Source organism: Bacteroidales bacterium, assembly GCA_029210725.1.
GTDB lineage: Bacteria > Bacteroidota > Bacteroidia > Bacteroidales.
In genome coordinates this window covers 73,585-95,960 of the sequence record JARGFM010000004.1, presented here as the reverse complement: position 1 = coordinate 95,960, position 22,376 = coordinate 73,585, and the positions used below count along the sequence as shown (strand labels likewise).

The 22,376-nt window shown below is 49.9% G+C and carries 17 protein-coding genes and 1 pseudogene; 9 read left to right on the top strand and 9 right to left on the bottom strand.

Features of this window, described 5'->3' with window-relative positions; genetic code table 11:
• The first annotated feature begins 1 nt into the window (after position 1).
• On the top strand, positions 2-604 hold the full coding sequence (hisIE, locus tag P1P86_03450; protein MDF1574229.1) for a bifunctional phosphoribosyl-AMP cyclohydrolase/phosphoribosyl-ATP diphosphatase HisIE: 603 nt from the start codon (positions 2-4) through the stop codon (positions 602-604).
• 32 nt (positions 605-636) lie between these two features.
• Here hisIE and P1P86_03445 read toward each other — a convergent pair whose 3' ends face one another.
• Positions 637-1,071: a peptidylprolyl isomerase gene (locus P1P86_03445; protein ID MDF1574228.1), complete on the bottom strand. Its 435-nt coding sequence runs from the start codon at positions 1,069-1,071 to the stop codon at positions 637-639.
• A gap of 17 nt (positions 1,072-1,088) precedes the next feature.
• Entirely contained in the window at positions 1,089-2,564 is a 1,476-nt protein-coding gene (locus P1P86_03440) for an aminopeptidase P family protein (GenBank protein MDF1574227.1), read from the bottom strand.
• Positions 2,565-2,589: 25 nt separating this feature from the next.
• On the opposite strand from P1P86_03440, the gene P1P86_03435 reads away from it, so the two are divergent.
• Positions 2,590-5,862, top strand: coding sequence for a two-component regulator propeller domain-containing protein (locus tag P1P86_03435; protein MDF1574226.1), 3,273 nt, complete (start codon positions 2,590-2,592; stop codon positions 5,860-5,862).
• Between the two features lie 12 nt (positions 5,863-5,874).
• Positions 5,875-8,466 (top strand): T9SS type A sorting domain-containing protein, encoded by a 2,592-nt coding sequence (locus P1P86_03430; protein ID MDF1574225.1) that lies wholly within the window; start codon positions 5,875-5,877, stop codon positions 8,464-8,466.
• A 34-nt stretch (positions 8,467-8,500) separates the two neighbouring features.
• Here the strand turns inward: P1P86_03430 and rocD are convergent, their stop codons facing one another.
• Positions 8,501-9,715 (bottom strand): ornithine--oxo-acid transaminase, encoded by a 1,215-nt coding sequence (gene rocD / locus P1P86_03425; GenBank protein MDF1574224.1) that lies wholly within the window; start codon positions 9,713-9,715, stop codon positions 8,501-8,503.
• 114 nt (positions 9,716-9,829) lie between these two features.
• Between rocD and P1P86_03420 the strand changes: the two genes are divergently transcribed.
• Positions 9,830-10,387 (top strand): nitroreductase family protein, encoded by a 558-nt coding sequence (locus P1P86_03420; GenBank protein MDF1574223.1) that lies wholly within the window; start codon positions 9,830-9,832, stop codon positions 10,385-10,387.
• Between the two features lie 2 nt (positions 10,388-10,389).
• Here the strand turns inward: P1P86_03420 and P1P86_03415 are convergent, their stop codons facing one another.
• Positions 10,390-12,846 (bottom strand): TonB-dependent receptor, encoded by a 2,457-nt coding sequence (locus P1P86_03415; protein MDF1574222.1) that lies wholly within the window; start codon positions 12,844-12,846, stop codon positions 10,390-10,392.
• A gap of 66 nt (positions 12,847-12,912) precedes the next feature.
• Complete coding sequence (locus tag P1P86_03410; GenBank protein ID MDF1574221.1) at positions 12,913-13,590, bottom strand: hypothetical protein; 678 nt, start codon at positions 13,588-13,590, stop codon at positions 12,913-12,915.
• Between the two features lie 89 nt (positions 13,591-13,679).
• Here P1P86_03410 and P1P86_03405 point away from each other — a divergent pair, with 89 nt between their 5' ends.
• Positions 13,680-14,090 carry a secondary thiamine-phosphate synthase enzyme YjbQ gene (locus P1P86_03405; GenBank protein MDF1574220.1) on the top strand — a complete coding sequence of 137 codons (411 nt, stop codon included), beginning with the start codon at positions 13,680-13,682 and terminating at the stop codon, positions 14,088-14,090.
• Between the two features lie 70 nt (positions 14,091-14,160).
• On the opposite strand, the gene merA is transcribed toward P1P86_03405, so the two are convergent.
• Genes merA through P1P86_03390 form a run of 3 tightly spaced genes read right to left on the bottom strand, consistent with a single transcriptional unit; the run spans position 14,161 to position 16,818 of the window.
• Positions 14,161-15,807: a mercury(II) reductase gene (merA, locus tag P1P86_03400; GenBank protein MDF1574219.1), complete on the bottom strand. Its 1,647-nt coding sequence runs from the start codon at positions 15,805-15,807 to the stop codon at positions 14,161-14,163.
• 13 nt (positions 15,808-15,820) lie between these two features.
• Complete coding sequence (gene merTP / locus P1P86_03395; GenBank protein ID MDF1574218.1) at positions 15,821-16,444, bottom strand: mercuric transport protein MerTP; 624 nt, start codon at positions 16,442-16,444, stop codon at positions 15,821-15,823.
• The gene (locus P1P86_03390; GenBank protein ID MDF1574217.1) at positions 16,441-16,818 is read right to left on the bottom strand and encodes a metalloregulator ArsR/SmtB family transcription factor; all 378 of its coding nucleotides are present in this window, start codon (positions 16,816-16,818) and stop codon (positions 16,441-16,443) included. The genes merTP and P1P86_03390 overlap by 4 nt, the downstream gene beginning before the upstream one ends.
• Before the next feature lie 199 nt (positions 16,819-17,017).
• Between P1P86_03390 and P1P86_03385 the strand changes: the two are divergent.
• From P1P86_03385 to P1P86_03370, 4 genes and pseudogenes are all read left to right on the top strand, one after another.
• A pseudogene (locus P1P86_03385) lies at positions 17,018-17,176 on the top strand (YjbQ family protein).
• Between the two features lie 92 nt (positions 17,177-17,268).
• Positions 17,269-18,882 (top strand): thiamine pyrophosphate-dependent enzyme, encoded by a 1,614-nt coding sequence (locus P1P86_03380; protein MDF1574216.1) that lies wholly within the window; start codon positions 17,269-17,271, stop codon positions 18,880-18,882.
• Complete coding sequence (locus tag P1P86_03375; GenBank protein ID MDF1574215.1) at positions 18,879-19,454, top strand: indolepyruvate oxidoreductase subunit beta; 576 nt, start codon at positions 18,879-18,881, stop codon at positions 19,452-19,454. The genes P1P86_03380 and P1P86_03375 overlap by 4 nt, the downstream gene beginning before the upstream one ends.
• A gap of 43 nt (positions 19,455-19,497) precedes the next feature.
• Positions 19,498-21,030, top strand: coding sequence for a DUF4301 family protein (locus P1P86_03370; protein MDF1574214.1), 1,533 nt, complete (start codon positions 19,498-19,500; stop codon positions 21,028-21,030).
• Here the strand turns inward: P1P86_03370 and P1P86_03365 are convergent.
• Entirely contained in the window at positions 21,021-22,373 is a 1,353-nt protein-coding gene (locus tag P1P86_03365; protein MDF1574213.1) for a hypothetical protein, read from the bottom strand. The genes P1P86_03370 and P1P86_03365 overlap by 10 nt on opposite strands.
• Positions 22,374-22,376 lie beyond the last annotated feature (3 nt).

Sequence of the window (22,376 nt, the reverse complement as noted above, 5' to 3'; positions counted from 1 at the left end):
TATGGACTTTCAGAAACTAAATGGGATCGTGCCAGCCATTATACAGGATGCCGAAACAGATATTGTGTTAATGCTAGGTTTTATGAACCCCGAAGCCCTGGAAAAGACCAGGCAGGAGGGGAAGGTTACCTTTTTCAGCCGTACGAAAAACAGGCTTTGGACCAAAGGGGAGGAGAGCGGGAATTTCCTGCATGTTGTGGAAATCCTGGAAGACTGCGATAGGGACACCTTGTTGATTAAGGCCAACCCGGCCGGACCGGTCTGCCATACCGGAAATGACACCTGCTTTGATGAGCAGAACAAAGCCACCCCGGACAGGAATAAAATGGCTTTTATCCAGGAGCTCCAGCAACTGATCCATAAGCGCAAAGCGGAGATGCCCGCAGGTTCTTACACCACCTCCCTGTTCCGGGACGGGATCAACCGGATCGCCCGGAAGGTGGGAGAGGAGGCCGTTGAACTGTTAATTGAATCCAAAGACAGCAACGATGAGCTCTTCCTCAATGAGGCAGCCGACCTGCTGTATCATCTGCTGGTACTGTTATCCGCAAAGGGAAAGGATATCCGGGAGGTGGTCTCCGTCCTGGAACAGAGACAACGGTAAAGATTTATCCTGTTACTTTTCGCACGGGCAAACTACTCTCCGACGACGATTTTTTCGATCTTATCGCCCTGGCGGATATCGTCAATCACTTCCAGGCCCTCAAATACTTTACCAAAGCAGGTATGCACCCGGTCCAGATGCGAGGTATTATTGCGGGAGTGGCAGATGAAAAACTGGGATCCTCCTGTATCTTTTCCTGCATGAGCCATCGAGAGCACACCGCGATTATGGTATTGATTTCCGCCATCCAGTTCACACTTGATGCTGTAGCCGGGTCCACCCATTCCATTCCCGTCGGGACAGCCTCCCTGGATGACAAAATCGGGTATTACCCGGTGAAAGGTCAGGCCGTCATAAAAACCCTCTTTGGACAGTTTAATAAAGTTTTCCACCGTACCAGGGGCATCCTGGTCATAAAATTCCACCTTCATAATCCCCTTTTGGGTGTGGATCTCTGCTTTACTCATGATTTTCAGTTTAATTATTATCTCATTATCTGTTCAATATCTTCCATTTCTTTGGGAGCGTACCTGGAGAGGTTAATGTTGCCCCCGGTGGTGATCAGGATATCGTCCTCTATACGAACCCCGATATTCTTGTATTGTTCGTAGACGGGTCCCACTTTTTCTATAAACTGCTCCAGTTCAGTGCTGTCCGCTTCCTCTCCAAAGATCTCATGCAGCTGCTCCAGACCCTTCTCCCGGAAATAGAGCCCGGGCTCGATGGTGAGCACCATTCCGGGCTCCAGCAAACGGCTCTCCTGCGATTCCTGCGGAGTCTGCTCCATAAATTGTGAAAAGCTTCCCTGCATATCTCCCACGTCGTGAACATCCAGGCCCAGGTAGTGGGAAGAGGGATAGAGGATGTAGAATTTAATCTGCCAGGGGGAGTCCGGATCGGTAATCAGGCCCAGCTGTGTCAGTCCCTCTACAATCACCTCCTTGGCGGCCATGTGTCCGTCCATGAGCATGGAACCTGGTTTCATCTTTTCGATGGCGGCCAGCTGGGCATCCAGGACCAGCTGATAGATGGTGCGCTGCTCTTGTGAGAATTTTCCGTTTACAGGAATGGTGCGCGTAATATCGGCCGTATAATAACCATATTCGGCCCCTATGTCCATTAACAGGAGGTCCCCGTCCTTCATAAGCCGGGTATTCGGTTCGTAGTGCAGGATGGTGGCATTGGGACCCGAGCCCACAATGGAACTGAAGCCGGGCATGGAGGATCCATATTCCAGGAAGGTTCCTTCGATCACCGCCTCCATCTCAAATTCATACCTGTCCGGTCGGCATTCCTTCATCACCCTGGTCAGTGCCCTGGCAGTAATATTGCAGGCCTTCTGCAGGAATTCCACCTCCAGGGGCTCCTTAATCACCCGGAGCTCATCGGCCAGCTCACCAATATGCCTGAAATCCGGATTTCCGTTTTCTCCTGCCATCCTCTGCAGGTCTGCCAGAAAGGTGCGGTCGGAACGGTCCATATAGAGGCTGGCTCCTGTCTGCACAATACTGTCAATCAGTGCTCTCATCTCCCCGTAAGAGAGGGTCCTGTCGGGACCGAAGCGCTCCCGGAGTTCCTCTTCTTCAAGCTCTTCTCCCTCATAAATCAGGGTACGGACGCTTTGCGGAGGTACCGACAGGGTGTAGGACAGACCGGAGTCCGCACTCAGCACGGCATAAGAGCCCCGTGCTGCATAGCCGGTCAGGTAGTAAAAGTAGTTGTTGGGCCTGAATTCGTGGCGGTTCGAACTACCCTGGTCTGCCGATCTCAGGATGATATAGTCACCATTCAAAGAATCAAGCAACTGCGCCCGTCTTTCCTCGAAACTTTCCATAAGCGATGGCGTATAATCCAGATCGGAAGGATCGATGTTTACAGGAATCATCCAGGTTCTTCCCCCCGGATGGGTGCAGGAGGACGCTATTAATAAGTAAATGAGAAGTGATAGATATTTTTTCATAAATTTTCGGAATAAGAGATTGGCGATGCAAGTTAGAAAAAGATTCGCGTTTACCCTATACCTGGGGCTAAGCTGCATGCTGTTGGCATTGCTTCCTTATTCCGGGCTTCAGGCTCAGAAATATGCCCTCGAGAACCATACCCTGAAGACCGGATTGCCCCAGAATACGGTAAGTGATATTGACCAGGATCCAAAAGGATATATCTGGTTTTCCACGCAGGTGGGGGTGGCCCGCTACGACGGCTACACCTTCGAGCATTTCAATTTCTCCCACGGATTGCCAGATGATGAAGTAAACTGTATCCTGGTGGACCAAAGCGGGAGGATCTGGTTTGGAACCCAGGGAGGAATCGGGATCTATGATGGAGAGAGTTTTAAACAGATTACCAAAGATAAGGGACTGATCGATGACCGGGTCGATGGAATGATCGAGGACCTGGCCGGTAATATCTGGATATGGACCGCCTACGGGATATCGGTGATTACTCCGGATACCATTCTTTCTTACTCCAAAAAGGATGCGCTGACAGACAACAATGTTCAGAAAGCCTTTGTGGACTCCCGGGGATGGGTTCACCTGGCTACTTACTTCAGCCCGGGAATTACCATTTTCAAGGATCCTTACACTTTTGTGAAACTGCCTCAGGAGCAGATTGTTCGCGATATCATTGAGGCGGATCCGGGAGAGATATGGTATGCCACTCAGGGATCAGGCATCCTGGTGATGGAAGAGGGGAAGGAGAGAAGGCTGGGAACGGAAGACGGACTGGCCGATGAGATCGTACTGAGCATGCTCCGCGACAGCCAGGGAAGGATCTGGTGCGGAACCTACGCGGAGGGACTGTTTATTTATGAAAACGAAAGGTTTAACCATATCCGGCCCCGGGGCAGTTATGATCCGATTGCCAGAGAGCTGGTGGAAGACAGCCGTGGACGAATCTGGATTGCAGGATTTGATGACGGAGTATGGATGCTGGATGACCAGTACCTGAAACATTTTAACATCGCAAATAACCTGGTGCACAACAATGTGAATACTATTTTCGAGGACAGGTTCGGGAGTATCTGGATCGGGACCATGGGAGGTGTTTCCAAGTATGGCAGGGCCATTTTTGAGGTATATGACCTGGACTTTGGATTGCCGGCCAACTCCATTCAGGCCGTTTATTATGATTCTCAGGGAAGAATCTGGCTGGGGGCGCATGGCAATTTAGTGAGCATCCGGGGTGATGAGTTGAAAACCTTCGGAGCCGAAGAGGGTTACCCCGAGGATTACCATCCGCTCTGTTTTGCGGAGGACGGGCAGCGGAATGTGTATATCGGAACAGGTTTCGAATTGTTCATGTACAATGGTAGTTCCATCCGGGAGGCCGGCCTTAAGGCCACCATCAACAGTTTGCTCTATACAAACGATCAGCAGCTTTGGTGTGGCACAGATTCAGGAGTCCATATACTCCATCAGGGCGAATTCCGCCACCTGGGATTGGAGGATGGTCTGGTTAATCTGAAGGTAAACAGCATGTTGCAGATGGATCAGTTGATCTGCTGCGCCACGGAAGGCGGTCTCTCACTCTTTGACCGGTCCGGGCAGCATATCAGGAACTATACCGAAGAGGATGGTCTGGCTTCCGCGGTGTGCCTGGATGTGGCCTGTGATACAAAGAATAATCTCTGGGTGGCTACGAAGAGCCGGGGGATCACCAGGATTGACCTGAGTTTGCCGGAGGCTGTGGAAAATTTCAATACGACCGATGGGATGGTCTCTAACTCTACTTATTTTGTGGAGTTCAGGGATAGTGTTTCACTCTGGATCGGGACCAACCTGGGCATCAATGTACTCCATATGGAGACCGGTGAATTCTCCCTCTATGGGGATGATGAGGGTTTCTACCCCCTGGAAACCTATGAAAGAGCCATATCCAAAGGGGAGGGGGGTGAGTTGTGGATTGGTACGGTGGAGGGACTGGTTCACTACGATCCCCGCTATGATATCAGGGACCCAAATCCACCGGAGCTGGTTCTCTATCCCCCGGTGGTGGATGGAATTATTTGCAGGGGATCACCCGAAGGAGCTTCGGACATCAGCGGGGTCTTTCCCGGAGAGATGACCTTTCCCTACAGCAAAAATTCCCTGGAGTTCAATTTTACCGGGATTCATACGCTCAATCCTTCCAGGAACAGTTTCTCGTGGTTCCTGGAAGGATTTGACGAGGATTGGTCGCTTCCGGGGAACGAACGGACCGCTCCCTATATGAGGCTTCCCAACGGGCATTATATGTTCAGGGTAAAGGCATTTAACCTGGATGGAGTGGAGGTCGAACAGGAGGCCAGTTTTGCATTCACCATTAAGCCTCCCCTCTGGAAAACCTTCTGGTTCATCTTTCTGGAGGTGCTCACCGGTCTGGCCCTGATATACGGCACCTTCAAATACAGGGAGCGGCAGTTGATCAGAGAGAAACGGATACTGGAAGCAAAAGTTAAGGGACGGACCAGGGAAATAGAGGCTCAAAAGATTGAAATTGAGGAGAAGAACACGGAGATTACTTCCAGCATCCAGTATGCCAGGAGAATACAGCACGCCGTGCTTCCCGGAAAAAGAACCCTGGAGAAAGTCCTGCCGGAGCATTTTATCTTCTTTAAGCCCAGGGATATCGTAAGTGGGGATTTTTACTGGGTGGAAAAGAAAGAGGAGCTGATTGTGGTGTGTGCGGCCGACTGCACGGGTCACGGGGTTCCCGGTGCTTTTATGAGCCTGCTGGGACTGACCTTTCTCAATGAGATTGTGAATCATGAGGGGGTCCTGAAGGCTTCGGAAATCCTGAACCGCCTGCGAAGCAATATAATCCGGGCTATGTCCCACAAGGATGAAGCGGAACAGGCCAAGGACGGAATGGACCTGGCCCTGGTGGTGATCGACCCGCAGCTGGATATGCTTGAATTTGCCGGGGCCTATAATCCCATGATCCTGATCCGCAAAGGAGAACTAATTGAATATAAGGGGGATAATATGCCCGTTGGAAAACATATTGTGGAAGAAAGATCATTTACCAACCACCGGGTGCAGCTGGAGGACAGAGATATGATCTATCTCTATTCCGATGGATTTCCCGACCAGTTCGGAGGAGAGAAAGTGGGTAAGTATAAAGCCAGACCTTTTAAAAATCTGCTGATCAGGATCAGCAGCGAGGTGGTCAGGAAACAGGCCGGTACGCTGGAAAATGAGCTGAGGAACTGGATGGGTGAGGAGCCTCAGGTGGATGATATTCTGGTCATAGGCATCCGTTATTTGAAGAATTAAACTCTGTCTACCATGAAAAAAGATCTATTTACAGCCCTGATTTTATTGCTGGCCGGCTCTGTGGCCGCTCAACAGCTTGTTCTCGGAACCCATGATGTGGTGCGCCTGGGCGTCTATCCCCAGGATGCCTACCTGCTTGAGGCTGATGCCGGAAGTTTTTACAGGGTGTCGGGGGCTTCGTATACAAGCTCGGACCATCCCCTGTTGGGTGAGGCGGTTAATCCCGATGCCCAAACCATCTACTTTATCAAGTACGACAAGGAGGGAACACCCCTGAAATCCAATTACGTGAAGGGAACCAATACTCCGGTCTATGCCGGGTCATACCAGGGCGGGTTCACCCTGATGGCAAGTGCGGATCTGGAGGTGGATGCCAGCGGAACCATCATTCCCATTCCCAGTGCCAGCGAAGTGGAGTTTCTGGCCAGCTACGATCCGGATTGCCAGCTGGTGAGGATCATCAATATCTGGGCCCTGACGGACAATCAATTTATGAACTCCGAGGCGGTTATGGATCCCGAAGACGGTTCCATATATGTATATGGGAAGGCCAGTATGCCCGTGGAACACAGGGGTTTCGGGACTATGGCCAAAAATCTGGAAACGCCTAACAGCTACTTCTATCTGATCAAGTATGACCACAGCCTGGATCTTGAATGGGTTTACCAGGCGGGCTTCGATCTGGATCAGTCGGGGACCTCTCCCTCTTATGACCGGATCCAGGTTTTTCCGGGTCATGACGGCGGGGTATTGATTACGGGAAGCTATGGAAGCGAAAGCAGTCCCCTGATTCATGGCAGATCCCTTCCGTCCTATAGCGATACAAAGGCAACATTCGCGGTATCGCTTGACTGGAGCGGTCAGTCCCGGTGGGTGCTGGACGGTGTGATAAACGGCTTCGCTTATTCCACCCGGATTTTCAAGGCTTTTCCCCTGCCGGGAGGTGATTTTGTTCTGGCCGGTAACACCAGTACGGGCTATTACAAACTGGGGGAGACAGAATTCAGTTTTGCAGATGCATCCTCCAATAACCAGTTTGTGTTCCGGATCGATGCCTCAGGAAACCCTGTCTGGAAAAGGCCCTTTGACAGCCAGGGGCCTTCGCAGGAAGGAAAGAAAAAATCAACAGCGAGCGAGGTACTGGATAACAATATTTATTACGATGCTTTAAGCTGGAAAAACCGGATACTTTACCTGACAGCCCCTTTTAAAAACCAGGTTTTTGCAGTGAATGCTGTGCCGATGAACCTGAGCTACCCAACCGGTATTTATGTGGCTGCACTGGATATATGGGATGGCTCAGACCTTTGGGGTTATGCGCTATCGTCCGATGATGCCAAGATATACGGCTTTGATGTGGACCGGTCCGGAAATGTATCGCTCATGGGATATAACTACGCCTCCCAGGATCTGGACGGGATTGTTTCTCCAGCCGTGGTGGCCGGTGGCTTTCTGTTTCATGTGGGACTTGATTACCATGGAAAACCTCTCTGGTACAGCAATACCAGCCTGTTGACTGAGCCATACAGCGATCTTTATGGAGTGGATCTGGAGGTCCTGCCCGATGGAGAGGTATTCAGCTCTGTGAAATTACAGGCAAGCAATGAACTGGTTATTGGCGAATCACGTTTAAGCACCGGGGCATCGGCTTATACAAGCTGGCTGCTGGAGCTCGCTTCAGATGTGACGTTGGGAGGAGTGGTGACCGATGCCGGTGCGAACCCGGTTTACCCGGGTTATGTGAAGGCCATGAAATCCACCTGGTGGGGAATCTATCCACGGGTCGATTCGGTATGGCTGAAGGACGATGGAAGCTATCTGTTTGAAGGCCTGTATCCCGGGAATTATGCCTTACTGGCCGTGCCGGACAGGGAACAGTATCCGGGAGCCCTGCCAACCTACTATGGGAATGAGACCGGCTGGAAAAGTGCCCTGTTTCAGGATCTTGTTCCCAAATACACTTCAAATACCATGCATATACAACTGGTGGATGTGGATCCCTCAGGTTCGGGCCTGGGCAGCATGTCCGGGACCATTTCCCTGGAAGAAACCCTGGATGATGCCCTGAAAGGGACCCGGGCGCGTCCATCTCCGAAATCATCCGTCATATTGCTGAAGAAGAACAAGAAATCGACCCTGGCCGGTGAGGTGGTGGCTTATGTGGAGACCGATGAATTCGGGATGTTCAGCTTTAGCGATGTACCCGACGGGGAATATCTCCTCCATGTGGAGGTAACCGGACTGGAGATGCTGCAAATCCATGATGTTACCATAGCCGGAAACCAGATTGTTTCCGGACTGAATTATACCATCGGCGAAGAAGGCATATACATTGGTTATCCGGTGGGCATGTCTTTGCTTGAAAACGAGGAGCTTACCATCTATCCGAATCCCGGTCCCGGTTTAATCATGATGGACCTTCCGGCAGCCGGGGAATATGAGCTGAGGGTCTTTGCTGCCGATGGCAGATTGATTCTGAAGGAAGCATTTATATCCTCCGGCGGTGCCAGAACGATCCATCTTTCAGGCGCCGGCGATGGCCTCTATTTCATCCGGCTGGAAGGTCCGGATACGGATGAAACCCTGAAGTATATCAAGAGATAGACGGAGCTAAAGTTTGAATGGTGAACTTAAGCGCCTAGGCCTCGAAGGATGTAATGGTTTCCCTGATGATTTCCACACACTCCATCAGCTGCTCTTCGGTGATTACCAGGGGAGGAGCAAAGCGGATGATGTGTTCGTGGGTGGGCTTGGCCAGCAGTCCGTTCTCTTTCAGCGCCACGCAGACATCCCAGGCGGTCTTGCCGTTGGTGGGTTTGATCACGATGGCATTGAGTAATCCCTTGCCCCTGACCAGCTCGATCATGGGAGAATCAATTTTTTTCAGTTCGGCCCTGAATTTCTTTCCCAGCTCCTCGGCCCGTTCGGCCAGATTCTCCTCCTTCAGGACCGCCAGGGCAGCCATGGCCACTTTGGCCGCCAGCGGGTTCCCCCCATAGGTGGACCCGTGCTCGCCGGGCTTGATGCAGAGCATGATCTCATCATCTGCCAGCACCACGGATACCGGATAGACGCCGCCGGAAAGGGCCTTGCCCAGGATCAGGATATCGGGCCGGACCTCCTCGTGGTCGCAGGCCAGTAACTTGCCGGTCCGGGCCAGTCCGGTCTGAACCTCATCTGCAATAAAGAGGACGTTCTTCTCTTTGCAGAGCTCGTAAGCTTTACTGAGGAAGCCTTCGTCGGGCACATAGACCCCGGCCTCCCCCTGGATGGGCTCCACCAGGAACCCGGCCACATTCGGATCTTCCAGAGCCTCTGCTAGGGCATCGGTGTCGTTATAGGGGATCGTAATAAAGCCCGGAGTATACGGACCAAATCCTTTATAGGAATCGGGATCGGTCGACATGGAGATGATGGTAATGGTCCGGCCATGAAAATTCCCTTCACAAACAACGATTTTGGCCTCGTTCTCGGGAATGCCTTTCTTTTCGTAAGCCCATTTGCGGCAAAGCTTTAAAGCGGTTTCATCGCCCTCGGCCCCGGAGTTCATGGGGAGGACCTTATCATATCCGAAATACTCGGTGATATACTGTTCAAACTCACCCAGCAGGCTGTTGTAGAATGCCCTGGAAGTAAGGGTCAGTTTTTTGGCCTGCTCGGTCATGGCAGCAATAATTTTCGGGTGACAGTGTCCCTGGTTTACCGCTGAATAGGCAGAGAGGAAATCATAATACCTCTTGCCTTCTACGTCCCAGACATGGACTCCTTCTCCACGGTCGAGCACCACGGGAAGCGGGTGATAATTGTGTGCACCATAGGTATCTTCACGCTGGATGTAATCTTTTGTATTCATAATTGATTCGGTTCAGAGATTATTAGTAATATTGAAGGGATAAAGGTAATAAAACATATTTCAAGGTGTGACTGTTATAATAGAGTATTCTCATCATTTACTTATAAATGCACCATGGATAAAGTACATCATTTAATAAGTGACCGGTGGAGCCCGGTGGCTTTTGACGACCAGGCAGTGGACTATGACAAGATACAGCTGCTTTTTGAAGCCGCGAAATGGGCTCCTTCCGGCAGAAATGCACAACCCTGGCGCTTTATAATTGCCACCAGGGAGATGTCTGATTACAAGGTGTTGCTGGATCTGCTGGATAAGCCTAACCAGGTCTGGGCCTCCACGGCCCCCTTGCTCGTTCTGCCGCTTGCCCAGGTGATTTCCATCTACAAGAACCGGCCCAACAGGCTGGCTTTTTATGAGACTGGAATGGCCGTGGGAAACCTTCTGGCACAGGCCACTGCCATGGGTCTGATGGTTCACCAGATGGGAGGTTATGATGTGGACCGGGCCAAGGAAACCCTGGTGATTCCGACCCGTTATGAACCCACGGCCATGATGGCCATCGGCTATAAGGGCGATCCTGCCCGGCTTCCGAAAAAGGTGGCTGCCTGGGAGGAGCGGCAGCGCACCCGTATGGAGATCAGTAAGTTCCTGGTTCAGGGTAAATGCAAATAGGCTTAGAAACTGACAGAAATCTTTAAGTTGAATCTTCTGCCGGTCAGGTAGTTGGGTATTCCGTACATGCCCGGGATTCCCTCCTGGTCAGAGATGGTCCTTATCCAGAGATAAGATGCTTCATTCTTGATTCCCAAAAGATTAAATATCTCTCCGCTGATCCAGATGCTTTCAAAGAAGCGCAGGGGATTGCGTTCTCCCCACATATCTGTTTCCCGCTTGATCACCTTGGAGAACCCGATATCGACACGGCGGTAGGGGCGCATCCGGAGCCGGGTATAGTATTGCTCATCGATGGGACTGCTCAGGGGGATGCCGGTTCCGTAAAATGCATTCAGATGTACCTTGTAGCCCGGATTGTTGGGAAAGTAGTCCTGGAAATAGATTCCGGCTGTAAAGAGCTGATCGGTGGGCCGGGAAAATTCGCCGGCCGGGGCGGTGACATATTCGCTTCCGTTCCATACCTGGATAAGATCGTTCTCCACATTCTCCCTGGTTTGCAGCAGGGACAGGGTCAGCCACGATTCCGCTCCGTGAACGAATTCCCCATTCAGCTTGAAGTCTATTCCCCGGGCAAAGCCTTCGGAGATATTTTCTCCCGCATAGGATAGCCTTATGTTCTCTATCTTATAGGGAATCAGGTTGCTGAGCCATTTATAATAGGCTTCCCCGGACAGTTTGAATGGCCGGTCCCAGAGGCTGAAAATATAGTCGCCTCCAAGCAGCAGGTGGATCGATCGCTGGGGTTCGATCTCCTGATTGATCCGGCCGTCTGGCATACGCATCTCCTTATAGAAGGGGGGCTGGAAGTAGTAGCCAGCCGACAGGTGAAACATCATATCCCGTTCCCAGTTGGGCTGGGTGCTGATGGTCAGTCGCGGACTCAGCAGGGTGGTTCGCCTGAAGTTCCAGACTGTTCCGCGGATTCCGGCAGTGATAAACAGATCTGCCTTCTTTCCGCTGATCTCGCTGGTGTTCTGAAAAAAACCGGTAAACTGGTCATAGGAGATATGATTTTCGGACCGGCTGGAGCTGGTCAGCTCCAGCAGCTCTCCGTTATAGGGAATCACATAGCCGGCCGAGTCGATCAGCTCCCACTCATTGATGCGGTCGTAGAAATCCTGGTTCTGGTAGGAGAGGCCCCATTGAAAATGATTGTATCCGCTGCGGTAAGCGCCCAGGTGGGAAACAGATATCACGTAGGCATCCAGGTAGTTACGCGCATGGCTTAATACCGTGCCCACCCCAATATTCAGGATAGAGTCCCCATAAGTTTCTGAATCAATGGTATTGTCCAGTTCGTTGATCCAGTATTGCCCCAAAATATCGAAGGTTTCCCGTTCAGAGGTCCGGAAGGCCGACCCGATAAGTTTCAGGGAGAGACCTTTTACAGGTTTCCAATGGAAGGAGAGGGCGCCCAGGTAAGTGTCGAACTTGTCCACTTCCTGGCCATCGTAATAAATTTTCAGATTCAGGGGCAGATCCTTGGTCCCGAATTCCGTATTCCGGGTGCTGGGGATGAACTGGTAGGTACTGGACGACCAGTTGCCCAGGAAACTCAGCTCCAGGGTGCGGGAGAGCTGCCAGGTAAGCAGGCTTTGGAAATCGGAAAACTGAGGCTTGTAATCTCCGCTGGTCTCCATGGTATTCAGGAGGTAGGAAGTGGTTTTATACCGGTAACCGGCCAGGTAAGTAAAACGTCCCTTCCTGGAAGCACCCTCTATGTGAGCAGCGGCACCCAGCAGGCTGACAGAGGACGACCTCCGGAACGCCCCGGGGCGCTTATAGGTGATATCCAGGGCGGAGGACATTTTATCGCCGTACCGGGCATCGTACCCCCCGGCGGAGAATTTGATGGAAGAGACCAGGTCCGAGTTCACAAAGCTCAGCCCTTCCTGCTGTCCGGATCGAACCAGGAAGGGACGGTAGATTTCGATATCGTTCACATAGACCATGTTTTCGTCGAAATTCCCACCCCTTACAGAATACTGGGAACTCAGTTCGTTGTTGGAACTGACACCGGCCTGGGATTTGATGATGGTCTCGACCTTTCCGGTGGTGGTGGGCATATAGTTGAGCTCCTCCACATCAATCCGGTGAAAGGTACTGCCTCTCTCCTGGCGGGCGCTGACCGAAATCTCCCGGATGGCCCGGATATCCCTCATCAGCGAAATATCCTGTGTTCTGGTCTCTCCCTCTTCCAGGCGTACGGCAAATTGCCTGGTCCGGTATCCAACACAGGAGATAATCACCGTGTAGGAGCGACCGGCCGGAACCTTCAGATCATAGCTTCCCTCCGGATTGCTCATGGTCCCCTGCCGGGTGCCCAGCAGGCTTATACTGGCAAATTCAACCGGCTGCCCGGTACTGTCCCTGATACTCCCTGTCAGCACTCCTGTATCCTGTCCCCTGACAGCGGAAGCGACAATCAGAACAAGCGATAACAGGAGCAGGCGCATATTTACGAGAGAAGTTTTCCGAATATAGTACTAACTAAGGAATGTGAAGGAAAATTGTGCAGATTCTTAATCATCCTCCTCTTTGAAATCCCCACGTTTCAGGGCTTCAAAAAACTTGGCCCAGCGCATGGGGTCGAAGATGGTGTAGTAAGGGGTCTGTCCTGCTGTATACAGCTGGTTGTACTGTTGTTTCATAACTTCCCTGAAGTTTATATTGGGACTGGGGCCGAAATCATTCATTTTTATCTGAGTCTTGATCAGGGCGATGTTATGATAGGCACGCTTTTCATCGTCGTCGGGCAGTTCCAGGGCCAGAAAGGCCTCTTTGAATTCCTGGTAGGTTTTCCAGGGGTAGATCCTGACCTCTGCCAGCTGAAAGGTGTCACTGACCATAAAAATATCGGCAGGATACTGCTGTCCCCCGAGAGAATCCGGAATGACATGAATGGTTCCTTTATGGCCCATATGACTGAAGAGTATGGTATCGTTGGGCCTTACCACAAAGGAGAACATCCCGCGGCTGTCGGATGTGGTCCCGCGTTTCTCTGTAAGTATAATGATATTCACCTCAGACAGGGGACGGTGTTCCAGGTCCCTGACCATTCCCGAGAACTGAACCAGGTGCTCATCCAGCTCTTTCTCCTGCTCCTTTCTTCTCTGGGCATCGGTATGCATGGAAAATGTCGCCAGGATTAAAAAAACCATCAGAATCCGCCTGCCTGCTTTGTATCTGCCCGAAAACATGCGGCAAAAATAGAGAAAAAAACAGCGGGAACAGAGCCGGCAGCCGCTTTTAAGGAGTATTTTTGTGAAATATTAACAGTTACATTCCTATGATCATACAGAAATTCCTGAGCCTGCCACCCTTCCCAAGGGGTTACCACCTGATCACCCGGAAGGTGGAGGATGCAGTAGGAGAGCTTCCGGAGACCGGGATCATGCATATTCTGATACAGCATACTTCAGCGGGCCTGACCCTGAACGAGAACGCCGATCCTTCTGTGCGGCAGGATTTCGAAGCCTTTATGAACCAGATGGTGCCGGAAAACCATCCCCTTTATACCCATATATATGAGGGAGCCGATGATATTCCTGCACATATTAAGAGTTCATTATTTGGTGCTGAACTGACCATCCCCATTACAAATCACCGTCTTAATCTGGGCACATGGCAGGGAATTTATCTATGCGAATTTCGAAATCACGGGGGAAGCAGAAGTATTGTAGTAACAATCGTCAGTTAGTTTATTGATTATACTATTACAATTGATATTACCATTAACTATGGTATGGCATCAAATCTTTGGTGCTAACTCAACTTGCACAACAACTTAATTTTGAAACATCTTGACCGAATGTAATGGCTGCTAATTTTATTCCTTCTCCCAAGGTCAGGTATGGGTAAAAACTATCTGCTAATTCTTTGACAGTAATTCCATGTTTTATTGCCATACTCAATTGCTGAATCAGTTCACCGCCTTCTGGAGCAACTACTCTTGCACCAACTAATTGGTCATTCTCGGTATTTCGAATGAGTTTAATAAAACCCCTCATGTCGTTGGCTGCTATGGCACGTGGCACATCTTTCAACTCCAATTTCGAAACTTCAAAGGGAATGTTTCTTGCTTCTGCTTGTGTTTCGTCCAAACCTGCACCTGCAATTTGTGGGTCGGTAAATACAACCCAAGGTAATGATGAATAGTCTACTTTGCGTCCTGCTCCGCCAAATGCATTTTCTATGGCAACTTTCCCCTCATATGCTGCTGTATAAACGTAGGCAGGAGTATTTATTACATCACCTGCACCATAGACATTTGGAAGATTTGTTTCCATTTCAGCATTCACTGCAATGTGTCCGCTATTGGTTAGTTGCAGACCAATATTCTGCAATCCTAAATTTTGTGTATTGGGTTTTGTGCCAGTCGCAACTACGATTTCTCCTTTTTCCACAAGTTGTATGATTTTCCCGTCAGGATTCTTGCAGTGAATAATGGTTTCATTTCCGCTCTTTTCGAATTTAACTGCTCGATAGTTTGGCAGGAGTTCAATACCTTCTTTTTGCATTTGAGTTTCCAATGCCTCGCTTATGTCGGATGTTTGAGTTCGTAATACTCTGTCTGTAAATTCAATTATACGAACCTTAACTCCCAAACGATTGTAAGCCATTGCGATTTCCAAACCAATGTAACCTGCTCCCATTATGGTTATGCTTTCAGGTTTTTCTTCTATGTCAAAAAGTGTAGCATTGGTCAGATAACCGACCTCATTTAGCCCTTCAATGTTTGGTATGTTAGTTTTAGCACCTGTAGCAATGAGAAATTTCAAAGCGGTATATTTTTCATTACCGTCAACAATAATTGTCTTATTGTCTACGAATTCTGCCCAACCTTTTATCATTGTAAGGCTCTTAAAATCACTAACTACATCCATGTACTTTTTTTCTTGCAGGGTAGCAACCAATTTTTTCTTGTCCTTTATTATTTGGGAAAAGTTAAAATCAGCACCTCTGGGTTTAATTCCACTGAAGTTGGAATGCGAGGCATGATACACTGTTTCGGCTGCCCGAATCAGATTCTTGGATGGAACACAACCAACGTTTACACAAGTACCTCCAAAGTTCAAACCACCGTTAACCATCAGAGTACTAAGTCCTAAATCCTCTGCCTTTATGGCTGCTGAGAATGCTGCCGAACCACCGCCAATAATAATTAAATCGAAATGATTTGATTGGTGGCTCTCATCAGGAAGGTTTCCTGAAACCCTGTAATGCCCACCGATATTAATAATGTCAGCAATTTCATCTTTGCTTATTTTCTCAGGGTCATATTCAAATCTACCAGTACCGTCAGGATAACTAACGTTCTTTGATTTAACACCTTCTTTACCTTCGAACCTCTTAGTAATATTTTGGGCGCAATGGTCGCAAGTCATACCTGCTATTTTAAATTCTGCAAATTTCATTTTAGTAAGAATTTCATTTAATATTTTCTCCAACTACTTTGTAACTGGTCGCATTTATGGATTGAATGATGGCATCCTTGGAAGTTTTACTTTTGTCGAACTCCACCATTGCTTTACCTGTTTTATGGTCAGCACGAGCCTCTGTTACTCCCTCAACTTCTTGTGCAGCATGTACAACATGACTATCGCAAGCCTCACAGGTCATTCCTTCAACATCAAGTTGTAGCGATTGAATGTCAAACGCATTAACAATTACTACTTCCTTTTTATTGTCGGGATAAAAGATGGATGAGTAATAAGGGAATGTCAGCATCAACGCTGCAAAAACCGTGACAATCCCGAGAAATGTTTTTGTTTGCATAAATGGTTTCTTTTCATCCTCATCGCAATCACAGGCAATTTCATCTGCGGTTCTTGGTTTTAGTTTTTGATACCATGCAAATCCCAGCACCAATACCGTAACACCAATTAAGTATGGTCTGAGTGGTTCCAACCATGAAAATGAGGATGCTACACCAGTAGCACCAGATATAAGTGCTAAGACAGGTGTAATGCAGCACAGTGAAGAAGCAATTGCTGTCAGGATACTCGCTCCAGCAAGTTTTCCTGATTTCGAAAATTTATTTTTTGATTTCATACGAGTTCCTTTTTTGAGTTTTGAAGAACGTAATCGAAAAATGGACGAAGCAATCCAAGTTGAACCTTCATTAAAGAATAAAAAATAGTCTGTCCTTCTCGTCTCGCTTCAATTACATAACCGTCTTTCATCTTTCTTAAGTGTTGCGAAACAGCAGGGATACTCATTCCTAAAATGTCTGCAAGGTCACATGGACAGAGTTCCCCTTCTTCTTCAAGTAAGAACATAATCTTAAGTCTTACCTCATTTCCTGCTAATGCCAGTACACTACTCAATTCGTTAAAAGCATGCGCATTTGACTGTAATTTGTCTTTGCATTCTTTAATTTGTTCTTGGTCAGCAAATACCCTTGTACATGATTGATTACTTTCCATTGTTCACCCTTTTCTGATTCTACATGGCAAATATAGCGTTATTTTATATATTAAGCAAATACTTAAATATACCCTTTTGGTCCTACAAATAAGTTATTCCTGACAAAAAAGAAATTTCAGTTGAAGATTACATATGCTATGATGTTAATATTCAAAGCCTAACGCAGATGTTTAATATGTATTAATATATATTAACTATAATATCCCGGCTCACCTGAAAGCATCCCTGACCGGGAGTTCGCTCAGCATCCCCATCACCCGCGGGAGACTGAATCTGGGAACCTGGCAGGGGATCTACCTTTGCGAATTCAGAAATCGCGGAGGCTCGCGTCGCCTGGTGATCACCATTAGCGCCTGAACAGCTGCTTTCCTGTTGTTCGTTCATGTTATAGAATAGCTTCCTGCCGTTCTTATTTTGTATATTTTAGAGTCATATAAAACCTGTTTTTCATGAAGGAATTGGTATTGCTTGGAGATGAAGCTATTGGCCAGGGAGCACTGGATGCGGGCCTTTCAGGGGTCTATGCCTACCCGGGTACCCCCTCCACCGAAATATGCGAATATATACAGCGATCGAAAGAGGCGGGAGAGAGAAATGTCCACGCCCAGTGGTCTGCCAATGAGAAAACGGCCATGGAGGCGGGATTGGGCATGTCCTACGCCGGCAAGCGGGCCCTGGTATGTATGAAGCATGTGGGACTAAATGTGGCTGCTGATGCCTTTATAAATGCGGGAATGACCGGTGTCAACGGGGGCTTGGTGGTGGTGGTGGCCGATGACCCTTCCATGCACTCCTCGCAGAACGAACAGGATTCCAGGTTTTACGGAAAGTTTGCCATGGTCCCTGTTCTGGAGCCTGCCACCCAGCAGGAGGCCTATCAAATGACCCCTTACGGCTTTGCCCTTTCCGAGAAGTTCAGATTGCCTGTGATGCTGCGAATCACCACGCGCCTGGCCCACTCCCGCTCTGCAGTGAAACGCTCGGAAGTCCGGAAGGAAAACGATGTCAGGCTGCCTGCCGATCTGAAACAGTTCATCCTGCTGCCTGCCCTGGCACGGAAGAGATATAAACTGCTCTTATCCACGCAGGAAAAGCTGGAGATGGAAAGTCTTGATTCAGGATTGAACCGCCTGGAGCAAGAGGAGGATACATCCCTGGGAATTATCGCATGCGGACTCTCCTACAACTACTACCAGGAGGTGGCCGCGGATGCAGGTCTGAAACATCCCCTGCTTAAAATATCCCAGTACCCGGTACCTGCCGGACTGCTTAATGATTTTGTCAAACAGGTGGACAGGGTCGTGGTCCTCGAAGAGGGGGCTCCGCTGATGGAGGAGTCACTTACGGGTATCCTGGAGAATGACTATCGGATCGGGGGGCGCCTGAATGGACTGCTGCCCCGGGATGGTGAACTGGATCCTCTGCTGGTAAAGAAAGCACTGGGTCTGCCCGTTGAAGCTGTACGTGCGGTCCCGGAAATTGTAAAAAACAGGCCTCCGGCACTCTGCAAGGGCTGCAGCCATATAGACATGTACAATGCCCTGAATGAGGCCCTGGAGCCTTATAGCCCGGGCCGGGTCTTTTCTGATATCGGCTGCTATACCCTGGGAGCACTTCCGCCTTACAATGCGATCAACTCCTGTGTGGATATGGGAGCATCGGTGACCATGGCCAAGGGTGCATCCGATGCAGGTCTTCGTCCGGCAGTGGCCGTTATCGGAGATTCCACCTTTACCCATTCGGGGATGACCGGATTGCTGGATGCAGTCGTGGAACAGACCCCTCTGACTGTTATAATTTCAGACAATTCCACCACCGGAATGACGGGAGGACAGAAATCGCATGCCACCAACCGCCTGTTGGATATTTGTCGTGGAATCGGAGTGGAAGAGGAACATATGAGGGTGATGAATCCCCTGAGGAAGCACCACGAGGAAAGCAGGATGATGCTTTCTGAGGAGCTGGCCTATGAGGGTGTTTCTGTGATTATTTCCCAGCGGGAATGTATCCAGACCGCCGGCAGGCGACTTCGAAAGGAAAAAAGCAAAAAAGCATCGACATGAAAAGAGACATTATACTGGCAGGGGTCGGGGGACAGGGGATCCTCTCCATAGCAGCGGTAATCGGGATGGCAGCTGTTGAATCGGGACTCTATCTGAAACAGGCCGAGGTGCATGGAATGAGTCAGCGGGGAGGGGATGTTCAGTCACATCTGCGCATTTCGGATCAGCCTGTTTCGTCCGACTTAATTCCCGTGGGCCGCTGTGATATGATCCTTTCTGTGGAACCCATGGAGGCCTTACGCTATCTTCCTTTCCTGGCACCGGAGGGCTGGCTGATAACCAGCAGTAAAAGCTTTGAGAACATTCAGGATTATCCTGCTGCGGAGGACCTTTTCCGGGAGATCCGTAAAGTAGAGAATCATATGATTATAGATGCCTATTCCATCGCCCGGGAGATCGGCTCCCAGAAGGTCTCCAATATGGTAATGCTCGGAGCCGCCTCCGGCTATCTGGGAATCGAGCAGGAACGACTGGAAGCTGCTTTATACGCGCTTTTCGGACCTAAAGGGGAGGATGTGGTGCAGCTCAATATCGAGGCCCTGAATGCGGGCCGGAACGCGCTCAGGATCTGAAACAATTCGGCAGGACCGGCGTTATAGAATAAATCCTCTTTATATGTTTACGCAAAAAGACCTTAAGCAAATAAGTTCCAAGGGAATTAGTGTCGAAACTATCCATCAACAAATCAAGCATTTCCAGACCGGCTTTCCCCCTGCGGATATCACCATGCCGGCCACGCCCGGAACAGGTATCATGCTGCTGGCAGAAGGCGACCAGGAGCACTACCGGAATGTTTTTTTAAATAAGGCTCCCGATGAGCGTATTATTCGCTTTGTTCCTGCCTCAGGAGCGGCCTCCCGGATGTTTAAAGACCTCTTTAATGCACTTGAAATGCTGGAAGATAAAGACGCGGAGGAGCAGCAGGCATGGATCTCAGAAAAGAAGGACCTCGCAGGCTTTTTTATGAATCTGAAACATTACCCCTTTTACGAGGACCTGTCTCTGCAGGAAGGGGTGGAGCCCGTTGCCATACTGGCTCAGATACTGGGCAGCGAGGGGCTCCACTACGCAGGCAAGCCCAAAGGCCTGCTGAAGTTCCATAAGTACCAGGCATCGGACCGGAGAACTGCCTTTGAGGAACATGTCCGGGAAGCACTTGAGTATTGCGCGGACCGCGAGGGGATCGTCAGAATCCACCTGACTGTTTCGCCCGATCACCTGGACGGCTTCCAGACGGAGGCCGCTCGAATTCTGCCAAAGATAGAGCGGGAGATGGGAGTACGCATCCATCTTTCCTTTTCTTTTCAAAAGCCGGAAACAGATACCATTGCCGTGGATCCGGAAAATGAACCTTTCCGGAAGCCGGATGGCACCTTGTTATTCAGACCGGGCGGACATGGGGCACTGATAAGGAACCTGGATGCCCTGGACGGGGATCTGGTGTTTATAAGCAACATCGACAATGTGGCACCCGACCGGCTGAAGCCTCTGAGAGTGGAACAGAAACAGGTGCTTGGAGGGGTATTGCTGGAGATCCGTTCGAAGATATTTAACTACCTGCAGCAACTCGATGGAGAGGAGATACCCGGGAAGTCGCAGCTGGCCAGCATGGTAACTTACCTGCATGAAGATCTGGGAATTGCCATACCGGAGATGCTGGAGAGCCGGGATGCCGGTGAATTGAAGCTTTGGCTTGTGTCTGCCATGAACCGGCCTTTAAGGGTATGTGGCATGGTCCGGAACCAGGGAGAACCAGGAGGAGGCCCCTTCTACGTGCGGAACGAATCGGGAGAAATCGGCCTGCAGATTGTAGAGGCCTCCCAGATTGATATGGAGGATTCGGAGAAGGCGGTCCTGGTCCGCGGATCCACCCACTTTAATCCGGTGGATCTGGTTTGCAGTCTTCGCAATTACCGGGGAGAGAAGTTCAGTCTGAGCCAGTTTGTGGACTCCAATACGGGTTTTATCTCAGAAAAATCGGAAGGTGGCAGATCCCTGAAAGCCCTGGAGCTTCCCGGTCTCTGGAACGGCTCCATGGCAGGATGGCTTACTCTCTTTGTGGATGTTCCCGTGGAGACCTTTTCTCCGGTAAAAACGGTTTTTGACCTTTTCCGGGAGGAACACAGAGCCATTCCGGATCAGTCCTGAATATAGCCCGATTCATACAGGAGGGTCCAGCCCTCTATCCAGTTGCTGGAGCCAAATGCCCCCTTATAAGGAACCTTCTCGAACCAATCATTCGAATAGGCAGCCAGCTTACTGAATTCGGCAGATGGAGGGAGGAGCCTATATCCGTCATTTGCTGAAATGCCGGGATCCTCGAAGCTGGTTAACCAGGCCGCAGAGGAATCGGACAATACCTGGTTTTCTTCATCCAGAGCCATTCCCAGCTCAGAATAGGTAAAATAGGATGGAAGCGGATCCGTGGCCGGGTAGAGGATATTGCTTTCCAGGGTCAGCCGTCCGGTTTGAAACAGGGACCAGGTATCACCCGGCTGACCGGTATACTGAAGGGCCACACCGGGTCCCGGTTCCAGGAAGATGGAGTTTTGCAGCTGTCCGCCCCCGTATTGAAGGAAAAGGATGGACGGATGGGCATCCGGAGTCTTATTTCCAATCAGGGTGGCATTGTATATTAAGGGCATGAGGTCAGGAAGCGCAGGGACAGGCTGCAGGCCCCCGCTGATCTCCATACATTTGTCAGAGCCGGAGCTGTTTATGCCCAGCCAGAACTGACCTTTCCCATGGTAACCCTGGTCCATGTCAAAGGCATCATCCCCGCAGAAGGAGACGACCATATTCCTGCAATTCACATCCCCCCCGAAAAACTCAACCCCATCATCCGCATTGGATATCACCTCCACGTATTCAATGATGGTCTGACGCCCCACTCCAGCCAGAGTTAATCCATTTATCTCATTGCCTTCGCCAATATTGGTTCCTCCATGCCGGATGGAGAGGTAACGCAAAATACCGGAGTTATCATCATCATCAAATCCTCCGTAAATCCCCCTGGGTTCGCTGATGGGTATTCCCTCAATGAGATCTTCACCCGATTCCGTATTGATGGTGGCATTCCCCAGGATGATCAGACCTCCCCAAAGACCTCTAGTTTCCAGTGGAATACTGCCTTCCAGGTCATCCCCTTCCGCGGTAAAAATAATGGGCTTAAGCTGAGTGCCTTCGGCAATGATGGTCCCCCCCCTGGCCACAATCAATGCACTGGCCAGGCTTCCCTGTCCGGTACGCCCCCTGATCACTGTTCCTGCCTCTATGGTCAGGGTTTGCCCGTCATTCACAAAAACAAAACCGTTGATCAGATACTCCTTGTCGGCGGTCCAGGTCACCGTTCCTGTACCGCCACCCTGGTCGGATATGCTTTCCACCTTATCGATGAGGTAGCCGCTCTTTCTGCAGGATGGAAAGAGCAGGCAGGCAGACAGAAGGAGAATAATTGAAATCTGGGCTATATTTCTGTTTTTTAAATCCATGAT